Below are 23626 nucleotides of genomic sequence, written 5' to 3' on the forward strand. Positions count from 1 at the left end.
GATGGTGACCCCGGCCCGATTCGAACGGGCGACCTTCCCATTAAGGCGGGAATTTCCAGGCTCCTGAAGCGTCGACAGGCTCACTACATCGAGGCCGTCACTCAATGTGGCGTCAGCTCACAGTAGCTCCGACTCCTGAACCTCGCGAAGGTCACAGCCTTTGTCGGGATGCTGGCCCTGACGCCGGCCAATTGCCGAACCGGTTGCTGCTGCTCACGGGACGGCGGCAGGTCGGGCCGGCGGTCGAAGATCATGCGAACGCAACAACGCTATGCCTGAATCGTCCTGACCGGGTGCCGACGCGGCGCTGATTACGCGCTCGCCGCGGTGCCTTCTGGCTACATGATGGAGGCCTGCCACCTCAGCCGCGCGGTGACCGCGCCGCAGAACAACAGCTGGAATCTGCTGGTGCAGATCGCTTGGGATTGGCGACACCAAGACGCGAATTGCGCTCTGTAAGGCCCGCGAAAGCCCGGGACCATACCTTTCCCCTTCGCAGTACAACACAAGCAGCAGAGCGCTATTCGCGCATCAATCTTTGCATGGGGGCAACGTGGCGAGCTTGGGTTGGTTCGACGGAATGGTCCTCGGCTTCTTGCTGGGCGTCGCTGCAAGCGCAATTGCCGCATTCCTCGCCCTTCGTGAGAACAGGCGGGACAAATGACCGCAGCTCAAGCCTCCCCAGAGAGGATGACGCCGACGGAGTAGAACTCCGGCACCATTCGGCCGCACCTGCCACCGGGGCCGCGCGATGGAGGCTTGCCGCCTCGGCCGAGCAAATGGCGCGTCAAGACATTCAGCAAGCCGGTCAAATGCCACAAGCCATTGATATATGGTGACCCCGGCCCGATTCGAACGGGCGACCTTCCCCTTAGGAGGGGGACGCTCTATCCAGCTGAGCTACGGGGCCATTGGCAGCGAGGAAGGATACCGCGTCTGGCTGAATGGACCAAGCCATCGAAAGGCTGTGGACAGGCAAACACCCCTAAGCTGACGTTCCCAGCTCCCGCCCGCCCCATCGATGCAGATTGTCTGGTCGTTCCTTTCCGCCCTCGGTGACAGCCGTTGGCTTCTACCAATGGCGCTGGTGCTGCTGCTCACCTTGCCCCGCAGCGAAACGAGCCTGAAAGCGCGATGGCTCAGCGCCATCGCAGTGGCCGCCTGTGTGACGCTTGCATCCAAGCTGGCCTTCATGGGCTGGGGTATCGGCATCAAGAGCCTGCACTTCACCGGTTTCTCCGGGCACGCGGCGATGTCCAGCGCCGTGTATCCAATGGTCGGGGTGCTGCTGGCGGGACCCGAAAGACGCGCCCGGGTGGCCGGCCTGATGAGCGGGGTGTTGTTGGCGGTGGCCATTGCCTGGTCTCGCATCCCCCTGCACGCGCACAGCCTCTCTGAAGTCATCGCCGGGCTGGGGCTCGGTCTGGGCTGCTGCGTATGGGCGCTGCGCGGCGCAGCACCTTCCAGACGCGCGAGTCCCGTGACCGCCGCAGCCGCCGTACTCGCCGGAATGCTCCTGCCCCTCACGCTACCTGATATCCAGACCCATCAACTTGTCATCGCACTGGCAAAATTCATCTCCGGAAGGACTGAGATTTTCCAGCACTCCTGAGATCCGCGAAGGCGAACCCCTCATTTCCTTCACGTACCTTGACAGAGCGAATGAGTAGCAGCCAACATAGCTGTGGAAAAATTTCCCTCACGGAGTAGGAGACCCCGTAGATGAAGAAGATGATTGCCGCTCTGGCCCTGCTGGGTCTGTCCTCCCCGGTGTTCGCTCAGGAAGCACCTGCAGCCGCCGAAACCAGCGCTGAAGTCGCAAGCGCCGAAACTGCCGGCGCAGCTGCCTCTGGCACCCTGACCACCGCTGCATCCATCGGCCTCGGCGTTGCAGCCGCAGCCGTGGTCTACAGCGTCGCCGCAGACAGCAGCAGCGACGATGCCGGCAACAACAACGGCGGCACCACCAATCCGCCGGGCGGCACCACCGGCTCAACCGGTACGACCGGCACCCGCTGATCGAAACGCCGTTGTAGTACCCACGCCCTCGCCGGGCGGCAGTTCGGCGAGGGCTTTTTCATGCCCGTTCGGGCCAGGAATGATTAACGATGGACTGCAAGCGTCTCGTCGCCGCCATGGCGTTCACCCTCACCATGTCAGGCTGCATGTGGGCCCCCGGCCAGCACATGCGCTCGAATTCCCTGATGGGTAGCAGCCAGCAGATTGGCAACGATCAGATCGAGTTGATTCCGATCACGCCCAAGCTCATCGCCATGGAGCGCGGCGCAAAGAGCGCCCCCGGGCTTCCGACTTCGTTGATGCAGTACCAGCCCGGGCCCTATCAGATCGGTGCCGGCGACATCCTCTACATCACGGTCTGGGACCACCCCGAACTGACCGTCCCGGCAGGCCCGCAGCAGCAACTCAGTGCCGCCGGCCGCCTGGTGCAGTCCGACGGCACGCTGTTCTACCCCTACATCGGCAAGGTCACTGCCGCCGGCAAGACACCGGCCGAGCTGCGTGAAGAGATCACTACCCGACTGGCCCGCTACATCGAAGCGCCGCAGGTGGATGTCTCGATGCTGACCTATGCCAGCCAGCGCGTGTGGGTCACCGGCGCCTCGCGCCAGCCGGCCACGGTGCCGCTGACGGTCACTCCGCTCACCCTCGGTGATGCCATCAGCCAGGCAGGCCTCGACCCGGCACAGGCCGACCTATCCGGCGTCCGCCTCACCCGCGACGGCACCACCTTCACCATTGATCTTGACGAGCTGGGCCGCAATGGCGGCGGCGATACGAACGTCTTCCTCAAAGCGGGCGATCACCTGTATGTGCCGTATCTCGACCGCAAGGAAGTCTTTGTCGTCGGTGAAGTGAACCAGCCCGGCGCCATGAGCTTCAAGACCGGCGGGATCTCACTGAGCCAGGCGCTGGGTCGCGCGCGCGGTCTGCTGCAGACCACCTCGAACGGCAACGCGGTCTACGTGATCCGTGGCTCGAATGACCTCCAGGACACGCCGTCGCAGGTGTTCCACCTGGAAGCCAAATCGCCCTCCGCTTTCGCCGTTGCCAGCCAGTTCAACCTGCAGCCGGGTGACGTCGTGTTCGTGGGCGCAGCTGGCGTGACACGCTGGAGCCGCTTCGTGAACCAGCTGCTGCCGTTCACCGCCATCATCAGCAACGCAGCCAGCGCGCGCAACGATCTGGACAATTGACGAGGCTTCAGATGAGCAGGAACGCTCTCTCCCGCCTCGTGCTCCGGAGTTTCCGCCTGGGCCTGCTGGGTACCGTCATCGCGGTCTCTGCAGCCGGCTGCGGTGTTGTCGGTCGCAGCAGCGTCAAGGCAGTGCAACTGGCCGTGCAGGGTAAGCCGGATGTGCAGCCCAGCGCCGAGGACGTTGCACGCAACCGCTATCCCCAGATCAAGGTCAACGGACCTGCTGGCGGCGCAGTGCTGGTGCTTGGCGCAGTGGATGGTGGCCGCCAGGCCTGGTACAGCAGCGAACGCAGCATCGTGTTCCTGCGCAACGGCCTGATCGAAGCGACCCACGGCGGCACTCCCGAGCTGCAACAGATGCGGATCATCGGGCCGAACCCGCTGCTCGACCTGCGCCAGGTGAAGGATGGCGACGTCGTGCAACGACGTTACGACCTCATGCCGGACTATCGCTTCGACATGAAGGCGACCGGCACCCTGCACCGGCTGGGCACGGAGAGCGTCGAGATCCTGGGCCGCACGCGCGAACTGCTGCACGTACGCGAGGAGCTGCGGGGTGACGGCTGGAAGCAGGACAACCACTACTGGGTGGACCCGTCCAACGCCTTCATCTGGAAAAGCCGCCAGGCCATCGCGCCGGATACCCATCTGGAAATCATCCAGCTCAAACCCTATTCGCCGGACCTGCAACCCCGATGAAGCCGCAGCTGATCGTTATGGCCCTTGGCGTTGTATTCGCCAGTACGGGCCAAGCGGCCTCTCCCATCCAGGTAGAGGCCTTTGGAAACGTTCGCTCGCCGGGCCCGCATATCCTGGCAAGCGATGCCCGGCTCAGCGCTGCCGCCCTCGCCGCCGCACCAGACGAGCATGCCTACATGGCGGGCGCCGCGCTGCTTCGCACGAACAGCGTCGAAGCGCAGGCACGCCTGAAAGCGGGGCTGCTGTTCGACCTGGAAATACTGGCAGCTCTTGAGGACGCGCCAGAGATCGCCGACGCAGCGTCCCGGATGGCCCGCGAGTTCGGCGCACTTCCCATTACCGGGCGCGAACCGCAACTGCTCGAGCCGCGGTCCCTGGAAGCCGATCGCCCGCAGGATCGGCCAGCCCGCGCAGGCGATCGACTGATCTACCCGTCGCGGCCAGAGACAGTGACCATCGTGGGCACCGTCCACCATTCGTGCTCGTTGCCGCACGCTGCAATGCAGGATGCGCGCAGCTACCGCAACCAATGCGAGCTGCTGCCCGCAGCCAGTCCGGACGACCTGTATGTGATCCAGCCCGATGGCCGGGTCACGAAGATCGGCATTGCGCTGTGGAACCGTAGCGCACGGACAACGCTGGCGCCCGGAGCGGTGATCTACGTTCCCATCGCGGGATCTGCCGTCCGGTCCTTCACCCCCGATATCAACGATGAAGCCGCGCGCTTCCTCGCCACCCAGGTGCTGGACGCGCCGGGAGTTCCAGATTGATGTGCCGTAATCGATTGCCGCTGGCTCGCGCTGGCGCCGCCCTGTTGAGCCTCAGCATCAGCGCAGCCCTGTATGCCCAGGATGCTCCCGCCCCCACCGCCAGCGACTGGGGCGGCATCGGCCTGCTGCAGACCCCCTCCGCGCGCATGAGCGAAGAAGGCGAGCTCAGCCTTACCGCAAGCCACACCTCGCCGTACAGCCGATACACGGTGGTGATGCAGCCCCTGCCGTGGGTGGAAGGCTCCTTCCGTTACATTTCGGTTGCCAATCGCCGTTATGGCTCGCAGTGGCTCAGCGGCGACCAGAACTACAAGGACAAGTCGATCGACCTCAAGCTGCGCCTGTGGCAGGAAGGTCGCTGGCTTCCGGAAGTGTCGGTCGGCGCGCGCGATCTTGGCGGTACCGGCCTGTTCTCAAGCGAGTACGTCGTTGCCAGCAAGCGCTTCGGCGCGTTCGACGCGAGCCTTGGCCTGGCCACCGGCTATATCGGCAACCGTGGCGACCTGGACAATCCGCTGGGCGCGATCGACGACCGCTTCAAGGAGCGCCCCGGCGTCAACACGCCTGGCGACTTCAATACCAGCGCGATGTTCCGCGGCCGGCTGGGCGTATTTGGCGGCGTCAGCTACCAGACCCCCTGGGACCGCCTGCAACTGAAGCTTGAGTACGACGGCAACGACTATCGCAACGAGCCGCAGCGCAATAACCAGAAGCAGTCCTCGCCCATCAATCTGGGTGCCGTTTTTGCGGTGAACGACAACGTGTTGCTGCACCTGGGCTGGGAGCGCGGGAACACCGCCATGGTCGGCATCACGCTGCGATCCAACCTTGCCCAGGCCAAGCCCATGACCAAGCTCATGGACCCTCCCCCGATTGCCCGCAACCCTGCAGCGCAGGGCGAGCCTCAGGCGGTCGCTACAATCTCGGCGACAGCAGCCACCGACTGGTCATCCATTGCCCGGGAGCTGGAGGAGAACGCCGGCCTGCGGGTGAAGCGCATTGATCGAAGCGGCCAGGAGCTGATCGTCAGTGCCGAGCAGCGTCGCTTCATCTACCCGGCACAGGGCATTGGTCGTGCGGCGCGCATTCTTGACCCGCAGACGCCTCCTGATGTCAGCTGGTGGACATTGCGCAACGTTCGCCTAGGCCTCCCGGTTGTCGAGACCAGCCTCGAACGCAAGACGTTCAACCAGTACCTGGACGACCGCACGGACCTGGCGACCGTGAGCCGCCATGTCGAAATGAACGCCCCGTATGCAAGGCGCTCGGAAACGCTGTACGAAGCCCCGCTGAAGCGCTTCGACGGTGCGTTCAACGTCGGCTACCGGCAGAGTGTGGGCGGCCCCGACGGATTCATCCTGTTCCAGGTAGCTGGGATGTACGGCGCGACCTTCCGCTTCAACGAAAACCTCTGGCTGAGCGGCACGGCCAGCTACAACGCCTATAACAACTACGACAAATTCAAGTACGACGCCCCCAGCCGGCTTCCGCGCGTGCGTACCTATGTGCGCCAGTATCTCACCACCTCCGACTTCACCCTGCCCAACCTGCAGCTGACCGGCACGAAGCAGCTTGGCCGTGACCTGTACGGCATGGCCTATGCCGGCATGCTGGAGTACATGTATGGCGGCGTCGGCGGCGAAGTCCTCTATCGCCCGATGGACGAACGCTGGGCGCTGGGCGCTGAGCTGAACTGGGTCAAGCAGCGCGATTTCGACCAGCGCTTCAGCTTCCGCGACTACAGCGTGACCACGGGCCATGCCACGCTCTATTACCTGTGGGGTGACCAGCGGCGCCTGATCAGCGCGGTCAGCGCGGGCCGATACCTGGCCAAGGACTGGGGTGCGACCGTGTCGGTTGCACGCATGTTCGACAATGGCGTGACCATGGGCGCCTACGCCACCAAGACCGACGTTTCATCCAAGGACTTCGGCGAAGGCAGCTTCGACAAGGGCATCTACTTCTCGGTGCCTTTCGACTTCATGCTGCCGCGCTCGACCCGTGCCCGCGCCGATTTCATGTGGAACCCGTTGTACCGGGACGGTGGCGCGCGCCTCTCGCACTCCCACAGCCTTTACCAGCTGACATCCGAGCGCGACTCGGAGTTTTTCTACCGAAACTTCGACGCCATTGCGAAGTGATACCGGCACAGAACGAAGGCGCCCTGCAAGGGCGCCTTCCTCTTTCTACTTCTTGAACACACCGGCCAGCACGTCGCCGTCGAACACCAGCAACGACGAGATCCGCCGCCGCTCCATCAGCACCAGCGCATCCTCAACCCGCGTCCCTACGCTCACCTGGGCAGGCGAGGCGGTCATCAGCTCGGCCGCGGACTTATCAAACACCTCGCGGCCATGACGCTCGAGCGCGCGGCGAACGTCGCCATCGGTGATGATCGCGTAGCTGGTGCCGGCCCGTACGATCGCCAGGCCGAGGCTGGAGCGGGTAATGGCCTGCAATACGTCCATCATCGTTGCGGCTGCGTCCACCACCGGCAGATCGCCAGCAACCATCTCGTGCTCCACGCGCGACAGCAGACGCCGGCCCAGCGAGCCACCCGGGTGGAAGCGCGCGAAATTTTCCGGCTGGAAGCCTCGAGCCTCCATCAGTGCAACGGCAAGCGCATCGCCCATCGCCAGCGTTGCCGTGGTCGATGCAGTGGGTGCCAATGCAAGCGGGCAGGCTTCCTGCGAAACACCCGCATCCAAGTGGCAATCCGCGGCATGGGCCAACGTGGACGTCGCACGACCGGTGATCGCCACGAGGAAATTGCCGTTGTCCTTCAGGAAGGGCAGCAGCTTCACCACCTCTTCGGTTTCGCCGGAGTAGGAGATCGCCACGAATACATCGGTGGCGGTGACCATGCCCAGATCACCATGGAACGCTTCACCCGGGTGCATGAAAAAGCTGGGAGTACCCGTGCTGGCCAACGTCGCAGCGATCTTGCGCCCGATGATTCCCGACTTGCCCATGCCGCAGATGATGACCCGGCCCTGCGAACCCAGCACCTGTTCCACGGCCTGGGTGAACTGCCCATCGAGCCTGCCGGCGAGCGCAGCGACAGCCGATGCCTCGATCTGCAGGACGCGCTTGGCCGATGCAATGTGATCGGCGACTGATACGACGGAGGACATACCTTGTTTCCTTCTGATGATAATTCGCAGCGCACCTGCGTGCGCTGCGCTTACCCGCGCAACCCTGCGCCGGCTACTGCACCGCTCCAGCGGCGCTCCATCCTGCAATGAGGGGCGCGTATGCTCCCGGCAGGTCCACCCCGCCGTCGGCAAGAACACGCTCGGCCACCTCGCGTCCGACGCCACGTCCGCCCTGTGCGTCTGCAACCACGTCAGCGGCTGCCAACACCAGCGGATGCGCGTCGGAAGGCGCATAAAAGCGCCCTACCCGTCCCGCCAATGGCAGGTCCACGACGTCGTCCCCCACATAGGCGATCTCGGCCTCATTGATTCCAAGATCCCTGCAGATGGCGGCCAACGCATCGAGCTTTTCGAGGCGACCGGTCACCGCCACATCCATGCCCAGTTGTTGGATCCGGAAGTCCAGGGATGGGCTCGCCTTGCCCGACAGCACGCCACACCGGATGCCATGCACACGCAGCAAAGCGACGGCCAGGCCATCGCGGACGTTGAACGTCTTGAACTGCTCGCCCTTGCCATCGATGTGTAGGCCACCATCAGTCAGTACGCCGTCCACGTCGAACAGGACCAGCTTGATCGGCCCCTGGTACTTCGCCGATTCCATGTCAGGCGATGTCGAGCTTCGGGAACGACTTGACCAGATCATCGACCGCCTTGATCTGTGCCAGGAACGGCTCGAGGGCGCTCAGCGGCAATGCGCTCGGGCCATCGCAACGCGCGTTGTCCGGATCCGGATGCGCCTCCAGGAACAGCCCTGCCAGGCCAACCGCCATACCTGCGCGCGCAAGTTCCACTACCTGGCGGCGGCGGCCACCGGAGGCCTCACTGCCCGAGTCGCGGCGCTGCAGACTGTGGGTCACATCGAAGATGGCCGGCAGGCCGCCGGTGGCCTCGATCATCTCGCGGAAGCCCAGCATGTCCACGACCAGGTTGTCGTAGCCGAACTGCGCGCCACGCTCGCACAGGATGATCCGCTCATTGCCGGCCTCACGGATCTTGCTGGCGATGTTCTTCATCTGCGACGGGCTGAGGAACTGCGGCTTCTTGATGTTGATCGCCCGGCCAGTACGCGCAATGGCAGTGACCAGATCGGTCTGGCGCGCCAGGAACGCAGGAATCTGCAGTATGTCGACTACTTCGGCCACGGGAGCCGCCTGCTCCACTTCATGGACATCGGTAATCACCGGCACGCCGAAGCGGTGCTTCACTTCCTGGAAGATGCGAATACCTTCTTCCAGGCCAACGCCACGGAAGGACTTGATCGACGAGCGATTGGCCTTGTCGAACGAAGCCTTGAAGACGTAGGGAATACCGAGCTTGCCGGTGACCTCGACGTACTTCTCCGCCGCAAATAGCGTGGAATCGAGATCCTCAAGGACGTTCAGGCCGCCGAACAGGACGAAGGGGAGGTCGTTGCCGACGGCAACAGCGTCATTGATGGAAACGTTCATGAATTGATCTCGTTTGAATGATTTGAAACAAGCCGCTGCCAAGTACCGTCTTCAGGGGAATATCGCTTCACTGCGCGACCAGGCGCCCCAACAATGACTGAGTACGGGGGAAATTCTCCCCTTACAACCGCGTTAGCACCTACGACACAGCCATCACCAAGGATAGTTCCCGCTTGGATTCTTGCGCCCATTCCAAGAAAGCAGTTCTTGCCGATGCGGGTCTCCTTCCAAGTCACGCCCTGCTGAAGAACTGGAACATCCACAGCAGAATACTCATGCTCGATGTCAGTAACGGAAACGTACCCGGTTATCAGACTACCCGACCCAATACTAATTCTCCCCATTGCAGTCACATGAAATCCTTGGCCAATTGCTACATTATCCTCAATAACGACACTACCATCGCCATGACATTCAGCGCGCAGCCCAGGAAAAATTCGCACCCGCCTACCAACATGGATGCGACGGGCGCCCATCAAGAACAATGGCCGACCGATGTAGCTAATTACACCAAAGCTTCCGAATATCAATTTGTACGCAATAGCCCTTAATATCCATGCAAGCTTGTACAACTGATGCATAATCTTCCCTCAAAGCCGCAAACAGATGACGACAGGGAGTCCAGCCCACACATAAAATCTCCGCAGAACCCGATAGCCATCCCTGCTACATAAGCAGATATTCCAGAAGATGATTCCTGTGCTGATACGATCCATCACCCCAAACCGCGACAACCAGATAAATATTAACTACACCCACAATAAAAAGAGGAAGGAAGACCGACAACTTAGTCCTCCTTGAGCAGCTGTACATCCACACCGATATCGCCGGCAAAAAGAGGTACATGAATCGCATAAAGATACTCATGTATGCTGAGGCAAACATAGCAAGAGCTGTCAAGAGAAGGACTGGCATATACTTCCTGTAGTCACCGACTCGCCATAGGACCCCCCCCCCCAGCAACAACAAGCCAAACAGGACGAATGCAAGCGACTTTCCGGCTCCTTGCTCATACCATGCCGACTGAGCTGCGCCCCCGGTGTAATAAATCACCTTGCTCACGAGGTAGCTGGTATAGGTACTGAAGTACGCAAGTGCCACGACTGCGACGACCGAAATCGCGACAAATACACCAACCCTCTTCCACGCGAGAGGAATTAGGAACAGCACTGCGGATATATGAAATTGGCTAGCCAACAGCACAAGAAGAGCAAATTTCCTGTTCTGCTGAGGATAGAACCTATCGTATGCCAGCGCACAGATCAGACCTGCGGTGAACTGCCTGACAGTATTCAATGGAAGCCCTGGGAAGAGCATCAACGGAATAAGCGCGAGAAGCATTCTCTCCGTCCGCCAACGACATAGCATGCAGAACAAGAACAGATTGAGGGCACTATATATGCCATAGAAATACTTGAAATCATACCCTCCGGCCTTCACCAGAGTAGCAATAATTTCGTAACCAACCTCAAAGCTGATTCCCGAATTGTAGTAGTTCTCATACATGGAATAATCGTTTCCATCATACTTGAACACATACAGGCCGACCAACAACAAGAACAAGCAGGCCCTCAGAAAGAGGCGCATACCGCCAATCTTTCCAATACTGGAACCCTCAACAATGCCAGAAGAGAATCGCACTCCCGGACCTCCGACACCAGAATAGTTAAACTGAAGAATAGAAAATTCGGTTATTTCGATCAGCAGGATCTATGCAATAACTCGCCCTCTCAGCCGCGATATCACGCAACGAGAGCTTTAACATTGCCACCTTGTGCATGTGCTCACCACTCAAGATCCAGGTCGCCAGAAGCCCATAGAAGAGCACCGCAATCGCAAGCGCATACGGGTTGGTGAGCAGAACGCGATCCACGAAGAAGACATAGGCCGCCAGAACGAGACGTAGCACGAGATAAAACAGCCCGCCGAGAAATGCGAATAGCACCAGGCTGTCCGCGCTTGCTGCCAACCACTTCATCCAGATGAAGAATCCCATCAAGGTCATGGCGAGCAGCAACGTAACATTGGCCCGCCCGTTGATCTGCATGTATTCAAGAACCGGCCCACACACACTGGACAAGGCCAATCCTGCGGATAGAACCAGAACCGCGGAAGGGAAGTCGGAACCTGCCACGCCAAGCACCATTGGAATGAACGGGGAGATCACCGCAATTCCAACCAGCGCAGTGCAGGACAACAGCAAAGTCCTGATCTGCAGCGAGCGGACACGCCGTTGCCGGCCAGGATCGTCGCGCAACGAAAGCAACAGCGGCTCGGACGTCTTGGACATCGCCATTGCCGGAAACATCGCAGTCAATGCGAGCATATAGATCAGGTCGTACTCGCCCGCAGTCTCGACTCCCATCACGGCATTGACGATCAGTACATCCAACCTGTCGACTGCAGCAAGTAGCGCTATCGGCAAGCCGATTACTAACATATCACCAATAAATGATCTGCTTCGGACAATCGAATTCCCGAGAGCTCCTTCGGTTCTCAGTGCCTCACGGATATATCTCCAGAGCTGAAATGTCGAGCCCCCCTGCGCGATGAACATCGCGGCAGACGCAGAGACAGCTGTCGGATGCAACCATGCGAAAGCAATTAGCAACGGTGCGCGAAGCAGACGCTGGTAGAAATTAAGATGAATTTGCGCCCGTGAAGCCGAACCTACATGCCGCCATATTGTGTTCGCCAAGTTGTAACAGATGGTCAGCGGAACAAGCAGCACACCTAGAGCAAAGACCGGAAATCCTACGGCACCCGCGAAAGCATGTCTGGAAAGCAATGGGTAGCTCAGAAGCAGAACAGCACTACCCGTCAGCGCGATCGTCATTACCATGCGAATGGCCCGAGCAACACCCACATTGTCGCCCTTCTGAATCAGACGACTGATTAAACGCTCACCGCCCAACGCAAGGAACGGCACAACCAATGTCGAGAAATTCGCGCCGACACGAAACTCGCCGAACTCCGCAGGACTGATGAGGCGAGTTAACCAAAGTGTCGCGCCGAGCATCAGCGCGTTACCCAGAAGATTCGAGGCGACCCCCCAATAGATACCCTTCGCCGTCATTTGATCACCGGCCTGTCGCCACGTGGACGATCAAGGGTGCGGCTGCCACCATGAATGATGCTCGCAATGCTCGAAGGAGCAACGAGCTCGGCATCAAGCAAATGCCCATCAATTAAGAAGCGTTCCCTCATCTCTGCAACAATTCTTGCGGGTTCGCAACCAAAGAACATATCGACCGCATCCCTCTTCTGAATGGACCTGATCGCCCCTTCGAGATCTGAAGCAGTCTGCACCCGGACTATTCCCGGAAGGTGATCGTAGAAAGCACGCCCCAACAAGATCGAAGGGACGCCGGCCATGTACGCATCAAACCCGGTGGTCGAATTGACTGTAATCACTACGGCTGCCAAAGCGAGGTCATCTTTCAGCTCCCCGCCTGAAAGTACAACATCAGACGTGGTCGAGATCAGCTCATACAGTGAGGCACTGTACTTGCGTCGATACAAAGGATGCTCTCTGACGACAACCCGTCCGCCAAGTTGCCTAACGGCTAGTATCACCATTTCGACGAATTGCGCGTCACCCAGCTCCAGCGGATTGTGATGGATGTTGTTGGCATCGTCGGGAACCTGCAGCGCCACCAATACACTGGGACCTTCGGCAGTTCCGCCAACATGCTTCTCCTCCATACAAGCAGCATATCTTTGCTCTGGGCACCGTGGCATTGGCAAGGTCTCCCACTCGGCAGGAAGACGAGAGACTGCTTTCAGTATCCCACTTAAGAGGTAGTCGCACCCTCTGAATACAGGATTTCGCTTGAAGCGCCTGCGCCTCGGCGGGATCTCCGCGGAGTACCCCTCTCCGGTGAGACTGGCGACTTCATATCTGAAGGAGCAATTCGCGTTCACGCCAGCAGAATCGAGGATCGTCGTCCCACCCGGCCCCTGCTCGAAGTGGAACTTCGGAACATCGGGCCAGTCACGGGCCAGGCAGAACGATAGCGCCTCGCAGGCAATCCGGGTGTCACCTGACATGATGACGCGGTCCGGTCGGAATTCACGAAGAATCTCCGATACCGCGTTGACATACTTCGCCGCGCGTTCGCGCACGCGCAGGTCAGCCTCTTTGCCCGCCCCCGAAAGAATGTACGAGTGATACGCACCGATGCGATCCAGTTCGGCGGCTTCGACCGAAGCGACTGCCGACGAGGCTTTTGTCGCCTCCCAGGGAAGCAGACGGACCGACTTCCGCTCAAGCGCCAGATAGAGGTAGGCGCTTGGAAACAACGCAAGGTGGAGGAACTCAGCCTCACCGTCCCGCAATCTGACTTCATCTTCAATGGCGGAGAAGAAGCGGGCGAACGTATCGTAGTAGACGACGGTGAGGTACTTCATGCTCGATAGCTTGTATTGGGAAAGCCTACGTACGAAGGGCCGACATGACAGGCCTTTGGCCTGGCCCGGTTAGTTTCCAAGAACGCGCAGCACCCAGTTCCTGGCAGAAAGTCCGACGCGAACCGATTCGTCGTGGGGGACGCCTTCGTGCTGAAGGAACTCCCTGGCCACTTTCGGCTCACGCCGGTCGATCAGATACATACCCTTCTGGGAGTAGACCTCGTAGTTGACGATATCCTCATTCGTCGTCACCAGCAGGCGCTGGGCGCCGATTGCCTCAATCGTCCGCATCGTCAGGCCCAGCTGACCGGGCCTGTTCACGTCAATCACAGCACGGCTCTCGGCGATGCGATCAACCACTTCGGGAAGCGGCATACCCTTGAAATCAATGTACTTCCTGGCGAACCGGCGGAAGCCCGTATCGAACAGGGAACGCAACCTGAAGAGCATGCGGGACGGGTAATAGCAGTAGACGAACACCCTCATTCCATCCTTCTCGAGCTGTTCGATGATCTGCTCAAGCACCTTGTAACGGTCTGTATGGATGGTGCCGATGAAGCATGCGTCGTACTTGAAGCCACCGGTCCAGTTGGCTGCACGCTCGAACTCCCTGCCATAGAACAACGGCAGGAACTGCATCTGCGGATTGGCATCGACATCTGCGCGGTCAAAGGACAGCACCGCATCGAACTTGCCCAGCACCTTGCGTGCGTTCGGGTTGTAGTGCATCGAATCCCACAGGTACAACACAAACTTCGCACGCGAATGGATGCTGCGAAGCCGGTCGAGGATGCTGCCGGACACGGCCTCTGCGCGGATGATCAGAACAAGATCATAATCGCGGCCGCGGGTCTGCTCGATGATGTCGCCGTAGTACCGCTCGATCTTTCTTGCGAGAAAGCGGCGGTCCACACGGATAAGGGCCTTGGTCAGGAAATCCGCGCCCGGCCTGTCGCTGAAGTAATCAACAACGGCCCCCAACTCCTCAAGCTCGCCTTTGATCAGCTTCTCATAGCCGAAGAACATCGGGGCGATGAAGAGCACACGCCTCCCCTTCAGGGATTCGCTCACAACCTGCCCGTCCGATCGCCCATCAATCTTCACTTGAGCAGGCCCTTCGCGCGCATCTCATCCACCGACCGCTGGTAACCGGAATCTTCAATCTGCTGGGTCAGTACCCAGGCGGCAAAGCGCTTCACGCCTTCGGCAAAGGTGACGCGCGGGCGATAGCCAAGAGCAGCCTCAGCGCGGCTGAGATCGGCGAAGTTATGCCGGATGTCACCAATGCGGTAGTTGCCGGAGATGCTGATCTCGCCACCCTTGCCATACGCGTCCTTCAATGCGCTTGCGACGGTGATGACATCGGTCGCTTCGCCGGTGCCCACATTGAAGGCCTGGCCACTGACATCCGCATCGATGGCCGAAACAGTTGCCGCCACCACGTCGTCAATGAAGACGAAATCGCGGGTCTCCTTGCCATCCTCGAAGATGTTGACGCCCTTGCCCTGCAACAGCAGGGTGGAGAAGATCGACAGGATGCCGGTGTAGGGGTTCTTCAGTGACTGACCCGGGCCGTAGACGTTCTGATAGCGCAGGGCGATACCCTGGATGCCAATGGCGGCGGCCCCCACCAGCACCAGCTGCTCCTGCACCTGCTTGGTGATGCCATAGATCGAGCTCGGGTGAATGCGGGATTCTTCGTCGGTGGGCAGCGGCTCCACCAGATCGCCCGTCGCCGGATCGCGGCATTCGAAGATGCCCTTCTGCAGGTCCGCGTCGACGCGCGGCCCCGGATAGACCGGGCCGCTGGCACCCTTGTACTTACCTTCGCCGTAGATCGAGCGCGAAGACGCGACAACGACCCGCTTGACCGACTCGCAGCCCTGCACCTTGTTGCCGATCAGGTCGAGGAACAACGAAGTACCGCGCACGTTGACATCAACATAGCGGTCAATTTCGTACATGGACTGGCCGGTTCCCGTTTCAGCTGCCAGGTGGACGACAACGTCCTGGCCGGGAAGCACTTTCAGCCAATCCTCGCGCAGGCGCACGTCGCCCTTGACCACCACGGCCTCGGGCGGCAGCGAAGCCAGCAGCGCCGAACCTTCCGGGCTGTCACCATGGATCTGGGGCGAAAGGTTGTCCAGAACCGTCACCTGGTCGCCACGAGCGACCAGCGCGCGTGCCAGCGCACTACCAATGAACCCCGCACCACCCGTAATCAGTACTTTCATGCATATCTCCGCAGTTTCTTGAAGTGCGTCGCGGTCCCGCGTTCTGCAGCAGCCGTGACTTCCGTGTCAGGCAAAGCACCCGATGGTGCTCTGCCACGTTTTCCCGTCACCGGGTCGACTTGTATTCGTAATAGCCGTAGCTGTAATAGCCGGTCGCACGGCGCTCGACGGCATTGAAGATCGCACCCTTCAGCTGGACGTTGTTCTGCTCGAAGCGTTTACGTGCAAGCGCCAGCTCCTTGGGCTGATTCAGGCCGAAGCGCGCAACCAACAGACAGGTGCCGGCGTGATGCGCGATGATCGCCGCATCGGTAACCGCCAGGATCGGCGGTGTATCGATGATGACGAGATCGAATTGCTTCTCCACCGTTTCCAGCAGCTCGGTGAAGTTGCGGTGCATCAGCAACTCCGAAGGATTCGGCGGCACATCACCACGCGAGATGTAGCTGAGGCTTTCGAGACCCGGTACGGTACGGATGGCGGCATCCAGCGTCGCCTTGCCAACCAGCACGTCAGACAGGCCCGGCGTCTGGGACGCGCCCAGGGCCTTGTGCAGCGTACCCTTGCGCATGTCGGCGTCGATGATCAGTACGCGCTGACCCGCCTGCGCGATCACAGCTGCCAGATTGGACGAGACGAATGTCTTGCCCGCGTTCGGGCTGGAACCGGAAATCAGAACGATACTGTTCTTCGCCTCCAGACGCGCAAAGTGCAGGCTGGTCCGCAGGCTGCGTACTGCCTCGATCGCGAGGTCTGCCGGATCCTTCACCGCCAGCAGATGCAGTTTGCCGTCGGCACGGAACTTACCGCGCACCGAATCAGACTGCTGACCCGGACTGACCGGAATCGATGCGTAAACCGGCAGGCCGATTTCTTCGATCTGCGACGGATCCTCAACACCGCGATTCAGCAGCTGTCGCAGCAGCACCAGACCAATCGACAGGAACGCACCAAGCAACGTGCCCACCAGCACGATCAAGCCCTTGCGCGGCTTCACCGGATTAGTCGCATCTACTTCGGCAGCATCCACGATCCGCACATTGCCAACCGTGCCGGCACGCGCGACATCCAGCTGCTGTGCCTGATTCAGCATTGCGGTGTACATCTCGTTGCTGACCTGCAGGTCGCGGCTCAGGCGCAGAAGTTCCTGTTGAGCTTCCGGCAGTTGCTTCACCTGCCCCTGGAACCCATTCTTGCGCGCCTCAAGATCCCCGATCTGGCGCATCAGCGCCTGATATGCCGGGTGATCGCGAGTGAACTTGCGATCCATCTCAGCCTGCTGCAACCGCAGCTGCTGGATGCTGGTTTCAACCGCAACTTCCTGGTCCAGCAGTCCCTTGGTCTGCAGGGTCAGATCCACCGAATTGGCACGGGTCTGATAGGCGCTCAGCGCCTTCTGCGCAGCGTCGACCTGATTGCGCACGTTCGGAAGCTGCTCTTTGACGAAGGTCAACTGGGCAGAGGCTTCGGCAGAGTTCCGCTCAACATTCTGCCGGACGTAGGCTTGGGCGACCTGCTGCAGAAAATTCTGCGCGACATCCGGATCCGAGTTCTCGTAAGCCAGCGTCAGGATACCAGAGTCCTTGCCGGACTCACTGACCGAGACCTTCTTCTGCAGTTCGTTGACAACAGAAAGGTGGCGCTGACGCACGATCTGGAAGCGCATTCCCGGGTGGGCGCGAATCTCGGCGACCTGCATGGTGACCCCCTTTCCGGAGGCAGCCTTGCCCACACTCCCCTTCACCAGCAGGTTCTCGTCTTCATCAAACAGCTCGTAACTGCTGTTGTCACCGACAATCAGGGTCAGCGGCTGCGCGATCAGGCTCCGCGGCACATCCAGCTGGAACACATCCAGCTTCTCGCCACCCCAGCCGAACCGGCTCATGCCGAAGCGCACGTCCGCCAGCGCATCCGGCGCAGCACGCTCGGCCTTGCGCGCGAAATAGCCACCGAGAACCGGGAAACGGTTTGGCTCAACCTCGATATCGAGCCTCATCGCGTTGACCGCACTTCCCACAACGGCTCTGGACGTGATCAGCGCGATCTCTGTGGTCGCCTCAGCCGACCCTGTTCCGATCCCCAGCGATTGGCTGAGATCCGACAAGCCCGGAAGGCTGGGCACCTTGGATTCCACCTGCACGATCGCATCGGCCCGATAGACCGGCGTTGCCAGCAGCGCATATGCTGCCGCGGCAACCAGGAAGGCCCCGGTGATCCCCGCGATCCACCACTTATGGTCAATCAGCGTTCCAAGCAGCTGCCGCAGGTCGATCTCATCGCTATCGTCCTGTACTGGACTACGGGTGTCGGTGGTCATCTATAAGAACTCTTCGAATCAAGGGTACGAGCAGCGGAAAAGAGTGATGCGATTCGCACTAGAAGTGCCGCGCCCAACTCTCCACGCCCTCGGCCATTAACTTGTAAACATGCTCGAACGCCGGGCGCTGCTGGCGGTAGGGATCGGGGATCTCCCGATCCTGCTGCCACTTGCCCAGCAGGAAGGTCTTGCCGGAAGCCTGTGGGGCGATCTCGGCAATGCGGCGAACGTGCTTTCGCTCCATGGCCAGCACCAGATCGGCTGCGCCGAGGATGGCGTCATCGATCTGGCGGGCACGGTGGGCCAGGCCATCCAGCCCCTGCTCCACCAGCAGCTCCTGCGCGGTGGCATCAATACCGTGACCAACCAGCGCACCGAGGCCAGCCGAAGACACCTGGATGCCCTTGCCAGAGACAGCCTCTCTCAGCATGACCTCCGCTGAAGGGCTGCGGCAGATGTTGCCCACACATACAAAAAGAACGTTCTTGAACACTGATCCGGATCCTGTGGCATTCCTTGCGGCGCACGCAACCAGAAACAACCTGGAACGGCAGCAGCCGCACAGCATACCTTACACACGCATTACAGGCGATGAAATCGCCAACAGATTCATGGGATTACGTCGCAGTTCCAGGATCAAGCTGCCTTAATAGGCCGACTTCTGCCCCAGCACTTTCAGCGCGGTCAGCACGATGATCCGCACATCCAGCGTCGGGCTCCAGCGCCGGATGTAGTCGATGTCGTACTGAACGCGCTTCTTCATTGAGCGCAGCTCCGGCGTCTCGCCACGCAACCCATGAACCTGCGCCCAGCCGGTGATGCCAGGCTTGACGTAGTGCCGGTGCATGTAGCGCTCGATTACCCGTTCATAGTGGTCGTTGTGCTGGATCGCGTGCGGCCGCGGCCCAACCACGGACATGTTACCGCCCAGCACATTGAAGAACTGCGGCAACTCATCCAGGCTGCTGCGACGCAGGAAGGCGCCGAACCGGGTCACCCGTGGATCACCACGCGTCGCCTGGGTAATCTGCCCGGTGCCCTCGGCATGCACGCGCATGGAACGGAACTTCAGCATCCAGAATTCCTTGCCGCCCAGCCCATGGCGCTTCTGGCGGAACAGCACAGGGCCCGGCGAACTCAGCTTCACGCCAATCGCCAGCAGGGCAAACAGCGGCGCCAGAAGGATCACCGCAATGCCTGCCACAACGATGTCCTCAACCCGCTTGAACAGACGGAAGCGATGATCCACCAGGCCCTGGCGCACGCCAATCATCGGCACGTCACCCACCTGGTGCACGCCGGGATTCAACGCACCCAGCCCCGTGGTGTCCGGAATCAGGCGCACCGGCACCGGAAATCGCTCGATCTGCTTGAGCATATCCTTGATCGCGGCCGCGTGCCCCATCGGCATCGATACCCAGACCTGGTCAAATTCTCCGCGGTGCTGATCCATGTACTGCGGAACGTCTTCCAGTCGCCCCAGCCTGCACGGCGCATCCCCACCGCGACGGGTAGCGATATCGCCCGCACTGGCGAAGTATCCGATGACGTCTTTGCCAAGCTCTGGTTTCCCACGCAGCAGACGATGCAATCTCAAGGCAGGTGCCCGCAGCCCGACCAGCAGGATGCGTTCATGATCCATGCCCCGCGAGCGCAGGCGATGCAACTGCACCCTCAACAGCACGCGCAGGGCCGACATAGCGCCCAGCCCGAGGACATACCAGCCAACAAGCCAGGCGGAGGGCACCGCGTCAGCAAGGCCAACCAGGACGACATAGAGGGAAAACAGCGCGAAGGTGCCGGACCAGGCCAGCAGCAACAGCCAGAGGTCCGCCAGAAGACCCCGGATCCGCCAGTTGCGGTACACCGGCGCTACAGAGAAGCAGACGATGGCGCTGAGAATCACCGCGCCGAACACGATGCGCTGGGAGGAATCCGGCGCACCTGCTCCGTTCAGCAGCATGTGGGAGAGCACGGCCATGCCCGGCAAGAGCAGCAGATCGCCCAGACGCAGCCCCAGTTCGAGGGCGGCCCGGGCCTCGACGCGGCGGCGACCTGTTCGGGCCCGCTCCGCGCGAAGGTCTTCTACTGATCCATGTAGCAAAGCACTTCTCCATTCACGACTCGACCGAACGCTGAATTGTTCGTCTTCACGCGCATGGACTCCCCAGCCAGCGCGCGATTGTCAAAGGTTTGTCAATCAGGCGTGTCTGAATTGTGGATGATTTCTGGGCCAAAAGATAGGAATTTCGACAAGGCAGGCACCTGACCATACGACCTTTTCGAGGTGTAAGTCATTGCAACTATTACGAATTTTAAATGTGTCAATCTGCATCAAAATGGGTCATTTCACGTCAAACCTGAACCTTCCCAACGGGCTCAACGTCGGTTCTTTGACGTCCCATTCCCCCCGCACCGCACCAAAGCCCAACCACCTCCCTCTGCTACCATCGGCGGTTCTGTTCATCGCCCCCCCACCTGCCCGCGATGGCGCCAAACAACGTAACGAAACACAGGAGTCTGCATGTCTTCCGAGCTGCTCAAGTCCCTTGGCCTGGACGCGATCAACGCTGGCACGTACCTGGGCAACGGGGAGTGGTCGAGCGCGACCGCTGGTGAGCTGATCACCCCGGTCAACCCGACCACTGGTGAGCCGATCGCACAGGTCCGCGCGACCACCGAGGCCGAGTACGAGACCGTCGTCGCCCGCGCCCAGGAAGCCTTCAAGGTCTGGCGCACCACGCCGGCCCCGCGCCGCGGTGAAGCCGTGCGCCTGTGCGGTGAAGCGCTGCGCAAGCACAAGGACGCCCTGGGCTCGCTGGTTGCGCTGGAAATGGGCAAGAGCAAGCCGGAAGGCGATGGCGAAGTGCAGGAGATGATCGACATCGCCGATTTCGCCGTCGGCCAGAGCCGCATGCTGTACGGCTACACCATGCATTCCGAGCGCCCCGGCCACCGCATGTATGAGCAGTACCACCCGCTGGGCCTGGTCGGCATCATCTCGGCCTTCAACTTCCCGGTCGCGGTGTGGAGCTGGAATTCGTTCCTGGCCGCCATCTGCGGCGACGTGTGCATCTGGAAGCCGTCCAACAAGACGCCGCTGACCGCCATCGCCTCGCTGAAGATCTGCAACGACGCCCTGCGCGAAGCCGGCTTCCCGGACATCTTCTTCCTGATCAACGATGCCGGCACCGCGCTGTCGGAGAAGATGGTCGATGACCGCCGTGTGCCGCTGATCAGCTTCACCGGCTCGACCCAGGTTGGCCGCACCGTCAATGAGAAGGTCGCCCGCCGCCTGGGCCGCTGCCTGCTGGAGCTGGGTGGCAACAACGCCATCATCCTGGACGAAACCGCCGACCTGAAGCTGGCCGTGCCGGGCATCGTGTTCGGCGCGGTCGGTACCGCCGGCCAGCGCTGCACCACCACCCGCCGCCTGATCGTGCACCGCTCGATCTATGCCGACGTGCTGGCCACGCTGGTCAAGGCCTACAAGCAGGTGGAAGGCAAGATCGGCGACCCGACCGATGCCGCCAACCTGATGGGCCCGCTGAACAGCGATGGCGCCGTGCAGCAGTTCCTCGATGCCATCGCCCAGGCCAAGGCGGCCGGCGGCACCATCGAAACCGGCGGCACCCGCATCGACCGCGCTGGCAACTTCGTGCTGCCGGCGATCGTCTCGGGCCTGAAGAACAGCGACGCCGTGGTCCAGCATGAGACCTTCGCGCCGATCCTGTACGTGATGCCGTACGACACCATCGACGAAGCCATCGACATGCAGAACGGCGTGCCGCAGGGCCTGTCGTCCTCGATCTTCACCCAGAACCTGAAGACCGCCGAGAAGTTCCTGTCGGCGGCCGGCAGCGACTGCGGCATCGCCAACATCAACATCGGCACGTCCGGTGCGGAGATCGGCGGTGCCTTCGGTGGCGAGAAGGACACCGGCGGTGGCCGCGAGTCCGGCTCGGATGCGTGGAAGGTCTACATGCGTCGCCAGACCAACACCATCAACTATTCGGATTCGCTGCCGCTGGCCCAGGGCATCAAGTTCGATCTGTAACGCTATCTGTAGTGCCGAGCCATGCTCGGCAGGACGGGCCATGAACACTGCAGGAAGTGCAGCCGAGCATGGCTCGGCTCTACAGGCTGGCAAACCGGTGATTGATTTCACCGGCCGCCGCGTGCTGATCGCCGGCGGCAGCAAGGGCATTGGCCGTGAAATGGCGCTGGCGTTTGCCGGCGCCGGTGCGCAGGTCTCGGTCTGCGCGCGCGGCCAGGCCGGTCTGGATGCCCTGCGTGCCGATGCACGGGTGCAGGGCTTCGAACTGCACACATTCTCCGCCGATCTGGCCGATCCCGGCCAGATCCAGGCTTGGCTGCAGGCCGCCGCCGATGCACTCGGTGGCATCGATGTGCTGGTCAACAACGCCACTGGCTACGGCATGGCCGACGACGAGGATGGCTGGGCCGCCAGCCTGCAGATCGATCTGATGGCGGCGGTTCGGGCCTCTCGCCTGGCCCTGCCCTGGCTGCGCAAATCCAGCGACGCCTGCATCCTCAATCTGTCTTCGATCGCCGCGCAGCAGCCGCGTCCCGGTGGTGCGCCCTACGCCGCCGCCAAGGCCGCGCTGTCGCACTACACCACCTCGCAGGCCCTCGCGCTGGCCAAGGACCGGATCCGGGTCAATGCCATCGCACCGGGCTCGATCGAGTTCGATGACGGCCTCTGGGACCGCCGCCGCACCGAAGACCCGGCGCTGTACCACGGCACGCTGGCGAAGATTCCGTTCGGCCGCTTCGGCCACCCGCGCGAGATTGCCGATGCCGCCCTGTTCCTGTGCTCGCCGCTGGCGCGCTGGATCACCTGCCATGTGCTCAACGTGGATGGCGGCCAGGTGTTGATGGGCTGACACCGGCACTCCGGTAGCTGCCAACCTTGGTTGGCATGCCTTTCGTCGACCAAGGTCGACGCCTACCTGGCTGAAATGCCGTTCGTCTACCAAGGTCGACGCCTGCCATCGCATCCGCCGGGCATGGGATTGCCCGGGCAGAGGCACTATCATGTGCACACTGCCAAGGAGGACCCCGATGAGCGTGGCACCCCGACAGACAAGCGCCCTGGCCGTGGTCAGCCTGGTCATGGGCATCGCCAGCTGGACCGTCCTGCCCTTCGTGGCCAGCATCGTGGCCATCATCACCGGCCACATGGCCCGCGCCGAGATCCGCCGCCGCCCGCATGAACTGGAAGGCGATGGCCTGGCCGTCACCGGTCTGGTACTGGGCTGGGTGATGGTCGGCGCCGTGATCGCCGCCATCCTGGTCTTCATCCTGTTCTTCGGCGGCCTGGCCTGGCTCGCTGCGATGTCGAACTGACTG

21 protein-coding genes and 2 tRNA genes are annotated in these 23626 nt (G+C 61.2%); 9 read left to right on the forward strand and 14 right to left on the reverse strand.

Translation table 11 applies throughout. The annotated features are described in order from the left end of the window. Positions 1–2: 2 nt before the first annotated feature. Positions 3–96: transfer RNA gene (locus tag V3B25_RS08210), tRNA-OTHER, on the reverse strand. Between the two features lie 737 nt (positions 97–833). Next, a tRNA-Arg gene (locus tag V3B25_RS08215) sits at positions 834–910 on the reverse strand. A 111-nt stretch (positions 911–1021) separates the two neighbouring features. Here V3B25_RS08215 and V3B25_RS08220 point away from each other — a divergent pair. The 6 genes from V3B25_RS08220 (at position 1022) to V3B25_RS08245 (ending at position 6827) form a co-directional block, all read left to right on the forward strand. Beyond that, positions 1022–1612: a phosphatase PAP2 family protein gene (locus V3B25_RS08220; protein ID WP_329810447.1), complete on the forward strand. Its 591-nt coding sequence runs from the start codon at positions 1022–1024 to the stop codon at positions 1610–1612. A gap of 110 nt (positions 1613–1722) precedes the next feature. Next, entirely contained in the window at positions 1723–2019 is a 297-nt protein-coding gene (locus V3B25_RS08225; RefSeq protein ID WP_329810448.1) for a hypothetical protein, read from the forward strand. A gap of 89 nt (positions 2020–2108) precedes the next feature. Beyond that, on the forward strand, positions 2109–3215 hold the full coding sequence (locus V3B25_RS08230) for a polysaccharide biosynthesis/export family protein (protein WP_329810449.1): 1107 nt from the start codon (positions 2109–2111) through the stop codon (positions 3213–3215). 11 nt (positions 3216–3226) lie between these two features. Beyond that, positions 3227–3916: a YjbF family lipoprotein gene (locus V3B25_RS08235; protein ID WP_329810450.1), complete on the forward strand. Its 690-nt coding sequence runs from the start codon at positions 3227–3229 to the stop codon at positions 3914–3916. Next, positions 3913–4686: a capsule biosynthesis GfcC family protein gene (locus V3B25_RS08240; protein ID WP_329810451.1), complete on the forward strand. Its 774-nt coding sequence runs from the start codon at positions 3913–3915 to the stop codon at positions 4684–4686. The genes V3B25_RS08235 and V3B25_RS08240 overlap by 4 nt, the downstream gene beginning before the upstream one ends. 44 nt (positions 4687–4730) lie before the next feature. After that, a complete protein-coding gene (locus V3B25_RS08245; RefSeq protein WP_329810452.1) occupies positions 4731–6827 on the forward strand; it encodes a YjbH domain-containing protein in 2097 nt (698 codons plus the stop codon). Between the two features lie 45 nt (positions 6828–6872). On the opposite strand, the gene V3B25_RS08250 is transcribed toward V3B25_RS08245, so the two are convergent. The 12 genes from V3B25_RS08250 to V3B25_RS08305 all read right to left on the reverse strand — a co-directional run bounded on the left by V3B25_RS08250 (position 6873) and on the right by V3B25_RS08305 (position 20357). Further along, positions 6873–7820: a KpsF/GutQ family sugar-phosphate isomerase gene (locus V3B25_RS08250; protein WP_329810453.1), complete on the reverse strand. Its 948-nt coding sequence runs from the start codon at positions 7818–7820 to the stop codon at positions 6873–6875. A gap of 73 nt (positions 7821–7893) precedes the next feature. After that, a complete protein-coding gene (locus V3B25_RS08255; protein ID WP_329810454.1) occupies positions 7894–8445 on the reverse strand; it encodes an HAD family hydrolase in 552 nt (183 codons plus the stop codon). 1 nt (position 8446) lies between these two features. Further along, positions 8447–9292 carry a 3-deoxy-8-phosphooctulonate synthase gene (gene kdsA / locus V3B25_RS08260; protein ID WP_329810455.1) on the reverse strand — a complete coding sequence of 282 codons (846 nt, stop codon included), beginning with the start codon at positions 9290–9292 and terminating at the stop codon, positions 8447–8449. Further along, positions 9289–9873: an acyltransferase gene (locus tag V3B25_RS08265; protein WP_180864587.1), complete on the reverse strand. Its 585-nt coding sequence runs from the start codon at positions 9871–9873 to the stop codon at positions 9289–9291. The genes kdsA and V3B25_RS08265 overlap by 4 nt, the downstream gene beginning before the upstream one ends. 85 nt (positions 9874–9958) lie before the next feature. Next, positions 9959–10879, reverse strand: coding sequence for an EpsG family protein (locus tag V3B25_RS08270; protein WP_329810456.1), 921 nt, complete (start codon positions 10877–10879; stop codon positions 9959–9961). Positions 10880–10958: 79 nt separating this feature from the next. Continuing rightward, positions 10959–12368 (reverse strand): oligosaccharide flippase family protein, encoded by a 1410-nt coding sequence (locus V3B25_RS08275; RefSeq protein WP_329810457.1) that lies wholly within the window; start codon positions 12366–12368, stop codon positions 10959–10961. Further along, on the reverse strand, positions 12365–13702 hold the full coding sequence (locus tag V3B25_RS08280; protein ID WP_329810458.1) for a hypothetical protein: 1338 nt from the start codon (positions 13700–13702) through the stop codon (positions 12365–12367). The genes V3B25_RS08275 and V3B25_RS08280 overlap by 4 nt, the downstream gene beginning before the upstream one ends. A 69-nt stretch (positions 13703–13771) precedes the next feature. Further along, positions 13772–14773, reverse strand: coding sequence for a hypothetical protein (locus V3B25_RS08285; protein ID WP_329810459.1), 1002 nt, complete (start codon positions 14771–14773; stop codon positions 13772–13774). A 29-nt stretch (positions 14774–14802) separates the two neighbouring features. Then, the gene (locus V3B25_RS08290) at positions 14803–15936 is read right to left on the reverse strand and encodes an NAD-dependent epimerase/dehydratase family protein (protein ID WP_329810460.1); all 1134 of its coding nucleotides are present in this window, start codon (positions 15934–15936) and stop codon (positions 14803–14805) included. A 106-nt stretch (positions 15937–16042) separates the two neighbouring features. Next, positions 16043–18253, reverse strand: a complete 2211-nt coding sequence (locus V3B25_RS08295) for a polysaccharide biosynthesis tyrosine autokinase (protein ID WP_329810461.1) — start codon at positions 18251–18253, stop codon at positions 16043–16045. Between the two features lie 58 nt (positions 18254–18311). Next, positions 18312–18746 (reverse strand): low molecular weight protein-tyrosine-phosphatase, encoded by a 435-nt coding sequence (locus V3B25_RS08300; protein WP_329810462.1) that lies wholly within the window; start codon positions 18744–18746, stop codon positions 18312–18314. Positions 18747–18899: 153 nt separating this feature from the next. Next, the gene (locus V3B25_RS08305) at positions 18900–20357 is read right to left on the reverse strand and encodes an undecaprenyl-phosphate glucose phosphotransferase (RefSeq protein ID WP_329810463.1); all 1458 of its coding nucleotides are present in this window, start codon (positions 20355–20357) and stop codon (positions 18900–18902) included. Between the two features lie 420 nt (positions 20358–20777). Here V3B25_RS08305 and V3B25_RS08310 point away from each other — a divergent pair, with 420 nt between their 5' ends. The 3 genes from V3B25_RS08310 to V3B25_RS08320 all read left to right on the forward strand — a co-directional run bounded on the left by V3B25_RS08310 (position 20778) and on the right by V3B25_RS08320 (position 23623). Next, positions 20778–22310, forward strand: a complete 1533-nt coding sequence (locus V3B25_RS08310; protein WP_329810464.1) for an aldehyde dehydrogenase family protein — start codon at positions 20778–20780, stop codon at positions 22308–22310. Between the two features lie 40 nt (positions 22311–22350). Beyond that, complete coding sequence (locus V3B25_RS08315; RefSeq protein ID WP_329810465.1) at positions 22351–23160, forward strand: SDR family oxidoreductase; 810 nt, start codon at positions 22351–22353, stop codon at positions 23158–23160. 178 nt (positions 23161–23338) lie between these two features. Beyond that, positions 23339–23623: a DUF4190 domain-containing protein gene (locus V3B25_RS08320; RefSeq protein ID WP_010484694.1), complete on the forward strand. Its 285-nt coding sequence runs from the start codon at positions 23339–23341 to the stop codon at positions 23621–23623. Positions 23624–23626: the final 3 nt, after the last annotated feature.

The organism is Stenotrophomonas sp. SMYL8 (assembly GCF_036320065.1).
Lineage (GTDB): Bacteria > Pseudomonadota > Gammaproteobacteria > Xanthomonadales > Xanthomonadaceae > Stenotrophomonas > Stenotrophomonas maltophilia_A.

What these genes read in the sequence shown, in the direction of transcription:
- V3B25_RS08220 (WP_329810447.1), top strand. Translation starts at nt 1,022, where the DNA reads ATGCAGATTGTCTGGTCGTTCCTTTCCGCCCTCGGTGACAGCCGTTGG.
- V3B25_RS08225 (WP_329810448.1), top strand. Translation starts at nt 1,723, where the DNA reads ATGAAGAAGATGATTGCCGCTCTGGCCCTGCTGGGTCTGTCCTCCCCG.
- V3B25_RS08230 (WP_329810449.1), top strand. Translation starts at nt 2,109, where the DNA reads ATGGACTGCAAGCGTCTCGTCGCCGCCATGGCGTTCACCCTCACCATG.
- V3B25_RS08235 (WP_329810450.1), top strand. Translation starts at nt 3,227, where the DNA reads ATGAGCAGGAACGCTCTCTCCCGCCTCGTGCTCCGGAGTTTCCGCCTG.
- V3B25_RS08240 (WP_329810451.1), top strand. Translation starts at nt 3,913, where the DNA reads ATGAAGCCGCAGCTGATCGTTATGGCCCTTGGCGTTGTATTCGCCAGT.
- V3B25_RS08250 (WP_329810453.1), bottom strand. Translation starts at nt 7,820, where the DNA reads ATGTCCTCCGTCGTATCAGTCGCCGATCACATTGCATCGGCCAAGCGC.
- V3B25_RS08255 (WP_329810454.1), bottom strand. Translation starts at nt 8,445, where the DNA reads ATGGAATCGGCGAAGTACCAGGGGCCGATCAAGCTGGTCCTGTTCGAC.
- kdsA (WP_329810455.1), bottom strand. Translation starts at nt 9,292, where the DNA reads ATGAACGTTTCCATCAATGACGCTGTTGCCGTCGGCAACGACCTCCCC.
- V3B25_RS08265 (WP_180864587.1), bottom strand. Translation starts at nt 9,873, where the DNA reads ATGCATCAGTTGTACAAGCTTGCATGGATATTAAGGGCTATTGCGTAC.
- V3B25_RS08270 (WP_329810456.1), bottom strand. Translation starts at nt 10,879, where the DNA reads ATGCGCCTCTTTCTGAGGGCCTGCTTGTTCTTGTTGTTGGTCGGCCTG.
- V3B25_RS08275 (WP_329810457.1), bottom strand. Translation starts at nt 12,368, where the DNA reads ATGACGGCGAAGGGTATCTATTGGGGGGTCGCCTCGAATCTTCTGGGT.
- V3B25_RS08280 (WP_329810458.1), bottom strand. Translation starts at nt 13,702, where the DNA reads ATGAAGTACCTCACCGTCGTCTACTACGATACGTTCGCCCGCTTCTTC.
- V3B25_RS08290 (WP_329810460.1), bottom strand. Translation starts at nt 15,936, where the DNA reads ATGAAAGTACTGATTACGGGTGGTGCGGGGTTCATTGGTAGTGCGCTG.
- V3B25_RS08295 (WP_329810461.1), bottom strand. Translation starts at nt 18,253, where the DNA reads ATGACCACCGACACCCGTAGTCCAGTACAGGACGATAGCGATGAGATC.
- V3B25_RS08310 (WP_329810464.1), top strand. Translation starts at nt 20,778, where the DNA reads ATGTCTTCCGAGCTGCTCAAGTCCCTTGGCCTGGACGCGATCAACGCT.
- V3B25_RS08315 (WP_329810465.1), top strand. Translation starts at nt 22,351, where the DNA reads ATGAACACTGCAGGAAGTGCAGCCGAGCATGGCTCGGCTCTACAGGCT.
- V3B25_RS08320 (WP_010484694.1), top strand. Translation starts at nt 23,339, where the DNA reads ATGAGCGTGGCACCCCGACAGACAAGCGCCCTGGCCGTGGTCAGCCTG.